The organism is Brevibacterium sp. CBA3109 (genome assembly GCF_040256645.1).
Taxonomy (GTDB): domain Bacteria; phylum Actinomycetota; class Actinomycetes; order Actinomycetales; family Brevibacteriaceae; genus Brevibacterium; species Brevibacterium koreense.
The window spans coordinates 793,100-805,774 of record NZ_CP158281.1 but is presented as its reverse complement, the minus strand read 5'-3'; the positions used below and the strand labels follow the sequence as shown (position 1 = coordinate 805,774).

Here is a 12,675-nt window from a genome sequence, read left to right as displayed (position 1 = left end):
TTGAAAGGCAACCATGTTGGCAGACCTCTTCCTTGAGATCGGGATCGTCCTCTCCTACGCCGTGAGCGGCCTCATACTCATGCTCATCGGCTACTTCGTCGTCGACCTCCTCACCCCGGGCAAGCTCCACGTGATCCTGTGGGAGAAGAAGTCGAAGAATGCCGCGATCCTTGTGGCCTCCGACCTTCTGAGTGTGGCGATCATCGTCATCGCTGCGATCCGGGCCAGCTCCGATGACCTGCTCCTGGGCATCATCTCCACCCTCGTCTTCGGCCTCGTCGGCATCATCCTCATGGCGCTGAGCTTCCTGCTCATCGACGCCTTCACACCCGGCAAGCTCGGCGACATCATCAAACCTGATGAGTTCCACCCCGAGGTCTGGGTCAATGCCTCCGCTCACGTGGGCATCGCGGGCATCATGGCCGCAGCACTCCTTTGAGTTCACTGACAGACACCAGTGACGCCGGTTCCACCGGCGGCAGCAAACCGATCACCCTGCCGCTGAAGCCGGGGCCAGCCCGCTTCTTCGTGCTCCTGGCCGTCTTCATCTGCGCCAGCTGCGGCATGGTCTACGAGCTCGCGCTCGTCGCACTGGGTTCCTACCTCCTGGGCGACACGATCGTCCAGGCCTCGATCGTGCTCTCCGTCATGGTCTTCGCGATGGGCATCGGGTCCCTGGCCACGAAGCGCCTGACAGAGTTCGCCGCCGTCGCCTTCGCCCTCATCGAGGCGGCCTTGGGCATCATCGGTGGGCTCTCGGTCATCCTGCTCTACCTCGCGTTCGCCTTCGCCGACATCTACACCGTCGCCATGGTCGTCCTCGCCTTCGTCATCGGCGCCCTCATCGGCGCGGAGATCCCCCTGCTCATGGAGCTCGTCCAGCGCATCCGCGCGCAGAAGGCCTCAAGTGCCGTGGCCGATCTCTTCGCCGCGGACTACGTCGGCGGCCTGGTCGGCGGGCTCGCCTTCCCCTTCATCCTGCTTCCCGTCTTCGGTCTGCCCCGCGGCGCCCTGGCAGTGGGCATCACGAACGCCGTCGTCGGCATCCTCATCGTCCTCTGGCTCTTCCGCACCGAGATCCGCACCCGCACACAGGTGATCTTGGCTGGCCTGCTCGTCGTCATCGTCGGCGGGCTCACCGTGGTCTGGGTGTACACCGACGATATCGAGATGACCACCCGCCAGCGCCTCTACCGCGACCCGATCGTGTACTCCCAGCGCACGGACTATCAGGAGATCGTGCTCACCGAATCGCAGAAGACCGGGGACACGCGGCTCTATCTCAATGGGGACCTGCAGTTCGCTTCGGCAGACGAATACCGCTATCACGAATCCCTCGTCCACCCGCTCATGGACGGGCCCAAACGCAACGTCCTCGTCCTCGGCGGCGGGGACGGCCTGGCCGTTCGTGAGATCCTCAAGTACCCCGACGTCGAATCGGTGACGCTCGTCGACCTCGATCCGCGAGTCCTCGAACTCGCGAAGACCTCGGACCACTTCACCGACTTCAATGAGGATTCTCTCGACGATCCCCGGGTGACAACCATCGCCGCAGACGCCTTCACCTGGCTGCGCGAAGCCAAGCACACCGCCTACGATGCGGTCATCGCCGACCTGCCGGACCCAGACGATGTAGCCACCTCGAAGCTCTACAGCATCGAGTTCTATGGACTGATCAAGCAGGTCATGTCTCCCGAGGCCCGCCTCGTCGTCCAGGCCGGTTCCCCGTATTTCGCGCCGGGTGCGTATTGGGGCATCGGGGAAGCCGTCGCCGAGGCGGGACTGGCCACCACGCCCTATCACGTCGATGTTCCCAGCTTCGGTGACTGGGGCTATTTCCTCGCCGATGTCCCTGGACACGGCAGGACCAGCAAGAAGGGCCCGGACGTGACAGTCCCCCGGGATGCTCCCGAGGGATTGAAGTTCGCGACGTCTGAGGTGCTCGCTTCCTCCACTGCCTTCCCACCCGATCGTGATCGGGCCTCCGTGGATGATGTCGCGGCGTCGACCCTGCTCCACCCACGTGTGCTCGATCAGGAGCGCGGAGCCTGGGTCGGTTACTGAGCCTCAGGCTGTCGGGGCCTCAGGCTCCCAGCAAGCCTGCGAGCCCGGCGAAGCCGGCGATGGACAGGCCGAGCAGTCCGCCAAGTGCGGCCAGCGAGATGAAGACGATGCCGAGGATGAAGCCCCATTTGCCCATCTCGTTGTCGGCGAAGCCTGCGCCGCGTGAGTTCTTGCGTGCCATATGTCCGGTGATGATGCCGACGATGGGGCCGAGGAAGTTGAAGCCCAGGAAGGTCGAGAGGGTCGCGACGAGGGAGATGATTCCCAGAACCTTGCCCGGATCTTCCTCTGCCCGGGCGCGGTAGGACTGCGGTGGCTGTGCGCCGGTGGCGTAGCCCTGGTTCGGTTCCAGGTAGCCCTGGCTGCCGGTGTTCGAGGGGTAGTTGGTCTCTGCTGTGTAGTCGGAGTTGGGGGTGGGGTTCATTTCTCTGCCTCTGCTTGTGCGGCTGCTGTTGTAATCAGCTTAGGAACTTGCACTTGGCAGGGGAATGATACAAACCGTTCAGCTGTTCGGGGGTTTTCCCCCGCCTCGCCCAACGATGCGGTCCCTCACTTCACATCGACGAGGGCATGGTCCTCTCGGCCCATGAGGTAGAGCAGGATCTCCACGGGTTCACCGGTGATGGTGAGCCCCTGGGCACCGCCCTTACTCCCGCCGGATTTTCTGCCCGTGCTGTGCTGGCCGAATCCGGGGCTGACGATCGTGACGCGGCCCTCGGCCTTGGCAGCGAAGGGTAGGAGCGCGGTTCGGCACGCTGTCCACACGGCACGGTTCTCCGGCAGGGACAGCCTGCGTGGGATCCATTCGATCTCCGCGCGTCGGATGTCCTCGTGGTGGACGATGTATTCGGCGGTGTTCATCACGGATTCGACGCCGGGCCACCGACCCGGGGTCCACCTCGGCGGGGATGCCACGAGACCCAGCAGACTCGAATACGGCATCGGGGCATACACACGTTCCTGTTCCTCGCGTTTGCCTTCGAGCTTCGGCATGAAGATGCCGAGGGCGGCCACGGGGTGGCGTTCGCGGATGACGAGGTGGGTGGCAAGGTCACGTGTCGTCCAGCCCTCGCACAGCGTCGGGGCGTCTTCACCGGCCCTGTTGGCTGTATCGACGAGGCGGAGGCGTTCGGTTCGGGCAAGATTGCTCATGCCTGAAGCTTGTCATCATCGCCTTGGATTCCTCTGAGTGCCCACCCCTTGACGAAGTCGCCGACGCGGGAGATCGAGCGATAGTCAGCAAGCTCATCTCCCCTGGTGGGACCGTCTGTGACGATGACCACCGGCTTCCCGGCCTTCGCCGCCGCCCGCACGAAACGCAGCCCCGACAACACCGCGAGCGAGGATCCGAGCACGACGATTCCACTCGCCTCAGCGCAGATGCGATTCGCCTCCTGCAGCCTCGCCGGAGGCACGGAGTCACCGAAGTACACGACATCGGGTTTGAGGATTCCACCGCAGCGAGGGCAGTCGGCGACAATGAAATCCGCCGTCTCCTCTAAGTCCACGTCACCGTCGGGAGCCGTCTCGACATCGATCGGATCGATTCCCACGAGTTTCGCGAACTCGGGGTTGAGCTCGCTCAACTGGATCTGGACCCAGTCCCGGTCGAACATGTGCCCTTCCTTGAGGCAGATGACACGATCCAGGCTGCCATGCAGATCGATGACCGGACTGCGACTGCCCTCCTCCCGTGCCGCGGCCTGGTGGAGTCCGTCGACATTCTGCGTGACGATGCCGGCGACGGGCAGCTGAGCGAGCCCCAGATGTGCCGCATTAGGCCGGGCAGAGCGCATCCGCGGCCAGCCCACCCAGGAACGCGCCCAATAGCGGGCCCGCTGGTCGGGATGGGACAGGAAGGTCTGAATCGTCATCGGCTGCCGGGGCACGGCGTCGGGTCCCCGATAGTCGGGGACTCCCGAATCCGTGCTCATCCCGGCCCCGGTCAGCACCGCCCACCCGGAGGTGTCGATTCCCACGGCCCCGGCAGCGCCGGTGAGCACGTCGATGATCTCATCATCGCTGTGGCTGGGCTCGGGTCGTGTCCGCCCGCGGAGCGGATCAAAGATGACTGCCACGAATCCTCCCTCGTCGAAATGCTGCAGGGTTAGTCTGGTCCCATGGTCAGCATATTGCTCGTTCATCATTCCCCGTCACAGGCAACGACTGAAATCGCCGAGGCGGCCCTGTCCGGACTGCGCATGCCGGAGCTGGGTGACGTCGACGTCATAGTCCGTCCCGCCTTGGAGGCGACGGCCGAGGACGTGCTCGCCGCCGATGGGTTCGTCCTCGGCACGACGGCGAACTTCGGCTACATCTCCGGAGCCCTCAAGCACTTCTTCGACACCACGTACGACGCGGTCAGGGAGCCGACCGCCGGTCGCCCGTTCTCCTATTGGATCCACGGCGGCTACGACACGACCGGAGCGGAGACCGCGATGAAGCAGATCACGACGGGTCTGGGCTGGAAGCTCGCCTTCGACCCGCTCATCGTCACCGGCGAGGTCACCGCCGACCACCTCGGCGCGACCACCGAGCTTGCAGCCACAGTGGCTGCTGCGGCTTCTGCCTGAGCCCTGCCGCGAGAACAACTTCGCGAAAGTACTTTCCAACATGGAAAGTACTTGCTAAGCTGTAATTACTTCCATCAGGAAGTCACCGTTTCTCGGTGAAGACAGCAACAAAGGAGTTGTCATGACCACGCCCACCCCGCAGCAGGCCAAGGACCTTCTCTCACAGGTCGAGTCGAATCAGGCCCACGCCCGATCCAGCGATGCCTGGCCGCTGGTCACGATGCTCTTCGTCTACAGTGCGGCCATCTCTGTGGGGATCCTCGCCGTCGGACTCATCGAGGACAATACGATCCAACTGATCATCCTCGGCGCCGGCGGCGCCTGGCTGGTGCCGGCCCTCATCGTCTATTCCGTGAAGGCCCTGAGCTGGAGTCGCCGGTCAACCGTCCTGCTCTGCACCTGGCTGCCGCTGACCTTCGTCGCCCTGTTCACAGCGATCATCGTCGACTCGTTCACTCCCACGTCGTGGGTGCCGTTCGCCGCTGCCGGCTTCATCTGGGTCCTCTCCCCCATCATGGCCCTTGTCGGACTGCGCCGCTGAGAAAGGACGAGGCACGATCATGAATCCCTACATCAGCACCGACGACGAATCCGATGACACGATGGACAACCTCGGCGAGTCCTTGACTCGGATCGAATCAGATCTGAACAATCCCACTCGACTCGGCATCGTGGCGAGTCTGAAGAATCGGGACCGCGCGGAATTCAAACTCCTGCGCGACTCCCTCGGCGTTTCCGACTCCGTGCTCTCCCGCCACATCTCCGCCCTCGAGAAGGCGGGGCTGGTCGAGGTCCGAAAGGGCTATGTCGGCAAACGCCCCCGCACATGGGTCGCCATCAGCACAGACGGGAGCGCCCGACTCGACGCTCACGTTCAGGCCCTGCGGGAGCTCGCCGGGGGCGGCGCTGACCAGCAGTGACGTTCTGAGATTTCCCGGTTAGCATGGGGACAACCGATGCAAGGAGGCGTCCATGGCCAGCAGCACAACCACCTCGGCGAACAGCGGACTCGAGTTCCGTGAGCTGCACGAGGTCTCGGAACTCATCAGATCCGGGCGGCTGAGCTCCAGGGCAGCCACCGAGGCCATGTTCGACCGGATCGACGAACTCGACCCTCACCTCCTGTCCTTCGTCACCCTGATGCGCGAATCGGCCTTGGCCGCCGCCGACGACCTCGATGAACGTCTGGCGCGCGGGGACTGGCTGGGTCCGCTGCACGGTGTGCCGCTGGCGATCAAAGACCTGGCCTACACCCATGACGCGCCGACAGGTGCGGGCACCACGATCCACGCCGACTTCCAGCCCGACTTCGACGCCACCGTCGTGGCTCGCCTGCGGGCGGCCGGGGCGGTGATCCTGGGAAAGCTGCGGCTCACCGAGGGTGCGTTCACCGGACATCATCCCGACCTGCCGACCCCGGTCAACCCTTGGGAGCCCAACACCTGGTCAGGGGTCTCCTCGAGCGGTTCGGGCGTCGCGACCGCAGCCGGCCTCTGCTACGGCTCGTTGGGCTCGGACACCGGAGGTTCGATCCGACTGCCGTCCTCGGCCAATGGGGTCACCGGACTCAAATCCACCTGGGGCCGGGTCTCACGCAACGGCATCTTTCCCTTGGCGCCGAGCCTTGACCACATCGGACCGATGACGCGCAGCGCACGCGATGCCGCCATCATCCTCGAGGCCATCGCCGGCCATGACCCGAACGACCCGACGTCGGCGCTTGAACCGGTGCCCCGCTACAGCCGGCAGCTCAGGCTCGAGACCACCCCGGTCGTCGGATTCGACCGCGAACTGGCAGCCGAACATTTCGATGACGTCACCAACGAGATGCTCGAATCCACCATCGAGGTGCTCCTCGACCTCGGTTGGCGCGTCCTCGACGTGCGCACCCCCGGATTCGCCGAAGCGGCACAGGAATGGACTGCCCTGTGCGGAATCGAGACCGCGGGCGTTCACGCAGAGAACTACCCGTCGAGGTCGGCCGAGTACGGTCCCGACCTCGCCGGCCTCATCGAGATCGGGCGCGGCCTCAGCGCCATCGACTACCACGAGCTGCTCGAATCCCGGCGAGCATTCACCGGTCGCATGCGCGCTCTCATGTCCGACATCGACCTGCTGCTGCTTCCAGGCATCGGCGCCGCCTCACCGACGATTTCACAGATGGAGAATCTCGGCTCCGACGCCGAGCTGTTCGCCGGAGTCACGATTCCGACGGCACCGATCGACAACTGTGGCATGCCCTCGATCACTCTGCCCGCCGGCTTCACCGAGCGCGGCACCCCGCTGGCTGCTCAGTTCGTCGCCGGTGACTTCAAGGAGGGCCTGCTGCTGGCCGCTGGGCATACCTTCCAGCAGGCCACCGATTTCCACCGACAGCACCCTCACATCGTGGCCGTCTAGTCGAGGCTCACTGCGCCTGCCCAGGTCGGGGGCGCAGATCGCGGTCGGCTGCGCCTATCCTGGTGAGGTGCCCACGATCAGACCCTTCCGCTCCAAGACCGCACGCGTGGCGACGGCCTCCGAACGGACGCTGCCGAGCTACACCGCAGGTCAGGTGGAGATGCCGCTGCGGATCATCGGCTCCCAGGAGGCGATGGAGCACGAGACCTACTGGTCCGAACATTCGCATCCGACACATGAGCTGCTCTGGCGCGAGGCCGGGGTCGGCACGGTCACGATCGATCAGCGCACGTGGACGATCACCCCGCCCTTAGGGATGTGGATTCCCGCAGGAGTACGGCACTCCGGATGGACGCCCGCCGGCGTCGTCGTCTACGCCCCGCAGTTCAGCCTCGACAACCCGCTTGTCAGCGATCGGCCCACTGCCATCGCCATCACCCCTCTGCTCCGGCTCCTTCTCGATCGACTTCAGCACACCGATCCGGGGACTTCCTCCTACTCACTCACCGAGGCGATGATCCTCGACGTCATGACGCCAGCGGACAACGAGCTTCTGCTTCACATGCCGAGCAATCCGCTCATCGCTCCGATCGCCAACGCGATCATCGAGGGCCCGGCGGATGCCTCGAGTCTCCAGGACTGGGCGAGGAAACTGGGGATCAGCGGCCGCACCATCACCCGCGCCTTCGAGGCAGAGACGGGTCTCGGCTTCGGGCGCTGGGCGACGACGGCACGGGTCCAGCACGCGGTGAGCATGATCAGCCTCGGCGGAGAGGTCGACGAAGCGGCCGCCGGCGTCGGCTATCGCTCGGTCAGTGCATTCACGACTGCATTCAAGCGCATCACGGGCACCACACCGGGACAGTTCCGCCCCAGCGCGAACTGAGGAGCACGCGAGCTGAAGATCACTCGTGTCCGTTTCGCGAAATCATCTGTCGTAAATACTCCATTGCGCGCAGGCGATTCCTCCGATAGTTTGTTTAGGCACACCTAACTCAATCTCGCTTCGGGGGTGTGCTGAGAAGCACCTCCGAAAGGAAGAGATGTCCCGTCCGCTTCGCGCAATGACCGTTGCAGCAGCCATGTCCACCGCACTCGTGCTCACCGCCTGCTCATCTACCGAGACCCCCGCAGATGCGAAGGGCGGCGACGAGTCCTGGACACCGGTGACTATCGAGCACGCACTCGGCACCACCACGATCGAGGAGAAGCCCGAAAGGGTGGCCACCGTCAACTGGGCCAACCACGAGGTGCCGTTGGCACTGGGCGTCGTCCCGGTGGGCATGGCCAGTGCCGACTTCGGCGACGATGACGGCAACGGCGTCCTCCCCTGGGTCGAAGACAAGCTCGAGGAGCTGGATGCAGAGACTCCGGCTCTCTTCGACGAGACCGACGGCATCGACTTCGAGGCTGTCGCCGATACCCAGCCCGACGTCATCCTCGCCGGGTATTCCGGTCTCACCCAGGAGGACTACGACACCCTCAGCGAGATCGCGCCCGTCGTCGCCTACCCGGAGACCGCTTGGGGAACTCCCTGGCGAGAGATGATCGAGATCAACAGCAAGGCGATCGGTCTGGCAGAGGAAGGCGAGGAGCTCGTCAAGGACCTCGAGACCGAGATCGACTCGGCGGTCGCCGACCACCCTGCGATCAAGGACATGTCGACGATGTTCCTGACCCACGTGGATCCCTCGGACCTGTCCGAGGTGAACTTCTACACCACGCATGACACTCGCGCCATGTTCTTCGAGGACCTGGGCATGCAGGCACCCGCCAGCATCCAGAAGGCCTCCGACGAGACCGATCAATTCTCCTCGACCGTCAGCGCCGAACAGGCCGACGTCTTCGACGATGTCGACATCATCGTCACCTACGGCGGCGACGACCTGGTCACGACGCTCGAAGACGACGAGCTGCTGTCTCAGATGCCCGCGGTCAAGAACAAGTCGATCGTCAACCTGCCCGGTGATGCCCCGCTCGGCACTGCTGCGAACCCCACACCGCTGTCCATCTCCTTCGTTCTCGATGACTACCTCGACGAATTCGACAAGGCCGCCACGGCAGCGAAGTAGAAGCGGACACTTCACACGATGACGTCACAATCGACAGTCGAGTCGACCGCCGCCAAGCTGCGGCGGTCGACTCATGTCCGCCTCGCATGGATGCTGGCCGCTCTTGCAGTGGTTGCCGTCCTCATGATCCTGTCCACGATGATCGGCTCCCGCAACGTCGGCCTCGACGACGTTCTTGCCGCCTACGGCGGGTCGGCCGCGGGATTCGATCAGGCCGCGGTCGCCAAACGCATTCCGCGGACCCTGCTCGCCGTGTGCGTGGGAGCGGCTCTGGGCATCTCCGGGGCTGTGATGCAGGGCGTGACGAGGAGTCCTCTGGCCGACCCAGGCATCCTCGGTGTCAACACCGGCGCGTCCCTGGCCGTGGTCATCGGCATCGCCTTCTTCGGACTGTCAACGGCCGACGGCTACATCTGGTTCGCCATCGTCGGCGCCACTCTCACCGCGGTGTTCGTCTATGCGGTCGGGTCACTCGGGAGGCAGGGTGCGACCCCGCTCAAGCTGGCCCTGGCCGGGGCGGCCACCGCCGCTGCACTGTCGTCGTTCATCAGCGCCGTGGTCCTCCCCCGCGGAGACATCGCGGATCTGGCACGCGATTGGCAGATCGGCGGGGTCGGGGGTGTGACGTTCGATTCGGTCACACTCATCCTTCCCTTCCTCATCGTCGGCTTGCTCATCAGCGTCTATTCGGCGCCTGGCCTCAATGCCCTGGCCCTCGGCGATGAGCTCGCCGCCGGGCTGGGACAGCACGTCGGCACCACCAGAATGGTCTCCGCTGCAGGTGCGGTCCTCCTCTGCGGGGCAGCCACCGCCGTCGCTGGACCGATCGGCTTCGTCGGGCTCGTCATCCCCCATGCCTGCCGTCTGCTCATCGGCATCGATCACCGCTGGCTGATCCCGTTCTCGGCAGTCACCGGAGCCGCGCTGATCGGCGCCCCGTTCTTTATCGCCATCGTCCGCAGACAGAAGGTCCGTTCGCTGTGACCCCACCGAACCCCGCGAACCCACTCCTCGCGCCGACCAGCACGGCAGAATCGACATCGACGATCGCTGCCGTGGCACAGCTGCGGAGACGACGCTCCGCCCGTTGGACCGGCTTCGTCCTCATCTTCAGCGGGCTGGTGCTGCTTACTTTCCTGCTCAGTCTCATGGTCGGTCAGACCTTCTATTCCTTCGACAAGGTCCTTCGCGTCATCGGCGGCGATCAGGTCCCCGGCGCCACCTTCACGGTCGGGCGCCTGAGACTCCCCCGAGCCGTTCTCGCGCTCCTCGTGGGTCTGAGCTTCGGCCTCGGCGGGGTGACGTTCCAGACCATGCTGCGCAATCCCCTGGCCAGCCCCGACATCATCGGGATCAGCTCTGGAGCTTCGGCCGCGGCTGTGTTCGCGATCGTGACTCTGGGCCTGGGCAGCACGGGAGTCTCGGTCATGGCCATCGTCGCCGGTCTTGCGGTGGCGTTGGTCATCTACATGTTGTCCTACCGGAATGGCGCGGCCGGTATCCGGTTGATTCTGGTGGGCATCGGCGTCTCCTCAATGCTCAATGCGCTCATCAACTGGGAGCTGACCCGGGCCGCGCAGTGGGATCTGCAGGAGGCGCTGCGGTGGCTGGCCGGAAGCCTCAACGGGGCGAGCTGGGACAAGGTCGTGCCGCTGCTGTGCGCGCTCATCGTGCTGGTTCCCATTCTCTTGGGGCAGTCGAGGAACCTCTCCATCACGCAGCTCGGGGACGAGACCGCGGAAGCGTTGGGAGTGCGTGTGTCGAGGACCAGGCTTCTCGTCATCGTCGCCGCTGTCGGCCTCATCTCCTTCGCCACCGCCGCTGCCGGACCGGTCGCCTTCGTCGCCTTCCTCTCGGGCCCGATCGCCTCTCGACTCATCGGGCCGGGACCCTCGCCGCTCATCCCCGCCGCACTCGTCGGAGCCCTGCTCGTGCTCGTCGCCGACCTCGTCGGACAGTTCGGCCTCGGCACCCGTTACCCGGTCGGAGTCGTCACGGGCATCCTCGGTGCCCCCTACCTCATCTATCTCATCATCAGGATCAATCGTTCGGGAGGTTCCCTGTGACCAATGACCATTCGCTTGCCGCCCAGGACCTGCATCTGGCCTACGGTGACACAGAGATCATCAAGGGACTTGATCTGACCCTGCCGCCCGGCCAAATCACGGGCATCGTCGGGGCCAACGCCTGCGGCAAGTCCACGCTGCTCAAATCGATGTCCCGACTGCTGACGCCCAGATCCGGCACTGTCATCCTCGACGGCAGACAGGTACACACGATGCCGGCGAAGCAGCTCGCGCGGGCCCTGGGACTCCTCCCACAGACACCGATCGCTCCCGAGGGCATCACGGTCGCCGATCTCGTCGGACGCGGTCGCCATCCCCACCAGGGGGCCTTCTCACGATGGAATGCCCAGGACGATCTCGCTGTCGCCCAGGCTCTGGATACCACCGGAACCGCGGACCTGGCCGACCGTCCCGTCGACGAACTCTCCGGCGGCCAACGGCAACGAGTGTGGATCGCAATGGCCCTCGCCCAGCAGACCGACATCCTCCTGCTCGATGAACCGACCACCTTCCTCGACGTCAACCATCAGGTGGAGGTCCTCGATCTGCTCACCGAACTCAACCAGGGTTCAGGCGTGACTATCGTGATGGTCCTGCATGATCTCAATCTGGCCGCACGGTACTGTGATCGGCTCGTCATGATCGCCGATGGCGGGATCCATGCCTCCGGGGCTCCCGCCGAGGTGCTCACAGAAGACAATGTCCGCAACGTGTTCGGTCTCGAGAACAGGGTCATCGAGGATCCTGTCTCCGGTCAGCCGCTGATGCTCCCGATCGGCCGTCACCGCACTCTGAGCTGATTCCTGTGCGTCAGACTTCTGATCTGACTCAGGCCCCTGCTCTGCGGGCCACGATCTCCGTGATCCAGGTCGGGGCGAAGGGCGACGTGCAGTTCGGCGGGGTCGGATAGTCCTTGAGGACGCCGAGGCGGTTGCCGATGTCGATGGCCCGTGGCCGCAGGTCCTCGTTCTCGATGCCGATGTAGGACAGGGTTTCGTTCATCGCCCACTGCAGGCGCTCATCGGCGCCGAGCATCTGCGCCTCGTCGAGGAGACCGGACAGGTCAAGGCCCTCGGGTGACTTGTTCACACGCTCGCTGGTCAGTGCCCAGCCTGCCGACGCCACGATCGGATCAGGGTCGTCCATCCAGTCCAGGCGCAGCGATTCGGCATGCTTCGACTTCTTGACGATGTAGTTGACCAGCCAGCCGTGGACCTTCGGCACACGCGCCTCGCGCAGCATGGCATCGAGATGCTGTGCGTCATAGCTGCGGGGACGCATGATGAGGATCGCGACGAGGCGCGCCGCGGTATCGCCGGTGTTCCACAGTTCGACGGCGAGCTCGTCGTTCTTCTTCAGCTCCTTGGCCACGGCCCGCAGCTTGCTCAGATTCACACCGTGATCATCACCGTGCTTCTCGTTGACGGCACGAGCCTTGGGATCCTCCATCGCCGCCAATGTCTCCATGACGCTGTCCACGTTCGCTTCGACCATGCGCTC

Annotated in this window: 15 protein-coding genes; 11 read left to right on the top strand and 4 right to left on the bottom strand. The window is 64.7% G+C overall.

From position 1 onward, the window contains the following. Positions 1-13: 13 nt before the first annotated feature. Together AAFP32_RS03650 and AAFP32_RS03645 are read left to right on the top strand one after the other, a co-directional pair. Entirely contained in the window at positions 14-439 is a 426-nt protein-coding gene (locus AAFP32_RS03650) for a DUF350 domain-containing protein (RefSeq protein ID WP_350270681.1), read from the top strand. Further along, positions 436-2,064: a polyamine aminopropyltransferase gene (locus AAFP32_RS03645; RefSeq protein ID WP_350270680.1), complete on the top strand. Its 1,629-nt coding sequence runs from the start codon at positions 436-438 to the stop codon at positions 2,062-2,064. The genes AAFP32_RS03650 and AAFP32_RS03645 overlap by 4 nt, the downstream gene beginning before the upstream one ends. Before the next feature lie 19 nt (positions 2,065-2,083). Here AAFP32_RS03645 and AAFP32_RS03640 read toward each other — a convergent pair whose 3' ends face one another. The 3 genes from AAFP32_RS03640 to AAFP32_RS03630 form a co-directional block, all read right to left on the bottom strand. Next, entirely contained in the window at positions 2,084-2,488 is a 405-nt protein-coding gene (locus tag AAFP32_RS03640) for a DUF4190 domain-containing protein (RefSeq protein ID WP_350270679.1), read from the bottom strand. A gap of 125 nt (positions 2,489-2,613) precedes the next feature. Beyond that, entirely contained in the window at positions 2,614-3,216 is a 603-nt protein-coding gene (locus AAFP32_RS03635) for a TIGR03085 family metal-binding protein (protein WP_350270678.1), read from the bottom strand. After that, positions 3,213-4,142 carry a Sir2 family NAD-dependent protein deacetylase gene (locus AAFP32_RS03630; protein ID WP_350270677.1) on the bottom strand — a complete coding sequence of 310 codons (930 nt, stop codon included), beginning with the start codon at positions 4,140-4,142 and terminating at the stop codon, positions 3,213-3,215. Before AAFP32_RS03630 ends, AAFP32_RS03635 begins: the two co-directional genes overlap by 4 nt. 42 nt (positions 4,143-4,184) lie before the next feature. Between AAFP32_RS03630 and AAFP32_RS03625 the strand changes: the two genes are divergently transcribed. The 9 genes from AAFP32_RS03625 to AAFP32_RS03585 all read left to right on the top strand — a co-directional run bounded on the left by AAFP32_RS03625 (position 4,185) and on the right by AAFP32_RS03585 (position 11,975). Then, entirely contained in the window at positions 4,185-4,637 is a 453-nt protein-coding gene (locus AAFP32_RS03625) for a flavodoxin family protein (RefSeq protein WP_350270676.1), read from the top strand. A gap of 121 nt (positions 4,638-4,758) precedes the next feature. Further along, positions 4,759-5,178: a hypothetical protein gene (locus tag AAFP32_RS03620; protein WP_096160273.1), complete on the top strand. Its 420-nt coding sequence runs from the start codon at positions 4,759-4,761 to the stop codon at positions 5,176-5,178. A gap of 19 nt (positions 5,179-5,197) precedes the next feature. Next, a complete protein-coding gene (locus tag AAFP32_RS03615) occupies positions 5,198-5,557 on the top strand; it encodes a winged helix-turn-helix domain-containing protein (protein ID WP_009883178.1) in 360 nt (119 codons plus the stop codon). Positions 5,558-5,609: 52 nt separating this feature from the next. Beyond that, on the top strand, positions 5,610-7,037 hold the full coding sequence (locus AAFP32_RS03610; RefSeq protein ID WP_009883179.1) for an amidase: 1,428 nt from the start codon (positions 5,610-5,612) through the stop codon (positions 7,035-7,037). Between the two features lie 67 nt (positions 7,038-7,104). Then, complete coding sequence (locus AAFP32_RS03605) at positions 7,105-7,923, top strand: AraC family transcriptional regulator (protein WP_350270675.1); 819 nt, start codon at positions 7,105-7,107, stop codon at positions 7,921-7,923. A gap of 178 nt (positions 7,924-8,101) precedes the next feature. Further along, the gene (locus tag AAFP32_RS03600) at positions 8,102-9,109 is read left to right on the top strand and encodes an iron-siderophore ABC transporter substrate-binding protein (protein WP_420883381.1); all 1,008 of its coding nucleotides are present in this window, start codon (positions 8,102-8,104) and stop codon (positions 9,107-9,109) included. Positions 9,110-9,127: 18 nt separating this feature from the next. Further along, positions 9,128-10,093: an iron ABC transporter permease gene (locus AAFP32_RS03595; protein ID WP_350270673.1), complete on the top strand. Its 966-nt coding sequence runs from the start codon at positions 9,128-9,130 to the stop codon at positions 10,091-10,093. Next, complete coding sequence (locus AAFP32_RS03590; RefSeq protein WP_069599617.1) at positions 10,090-11,175, top strand: FecCD family ABC transporter permease; 1,086 nt, start codon at positions 10,090-10,092, stop codon at positions 11,173-11,175. The genes AAFP32_RS03595 and AAFP32_RS03590 overlap by 4 nt, the downstream gene beginning before the upstream one ends. After that, the gene (locus AAFP32_RS03585) at positions 11,172-11,975 is read left to right on the top strand and encodes an ABC transporter ATP-binding protein (protein ID WP_350270672.1); all 804 of its coding nucleotides are present in this window, start codon (positions 11,172-11,174) and stop codon (positions 11,973-11,975) included. Before AAFP32_RS03590 ends, AAFP32_RS03585 begins: the two co-directional genes overlap by 4 nt. A gap of 28 nt (positions 11,976-12,003) precedes the next feature. Here the strand turns inward: AAFP32_RS03585 and AAFP32_RS03580 are convergent, their stop codons facing one another. Next, on the bottom strand, positions 12,004-12,669 hold the full coding sequence (locus tag AAFP32_RS03580; protein ID WP_350270671.1) for a DNA alkylation repair protein: 666 nt from the start codon (positions 12,667-12,669) through the stop codon (positions 12,004-12,006). Positions 12,670-12,675 lie beyond the last annotated feature (6 nt).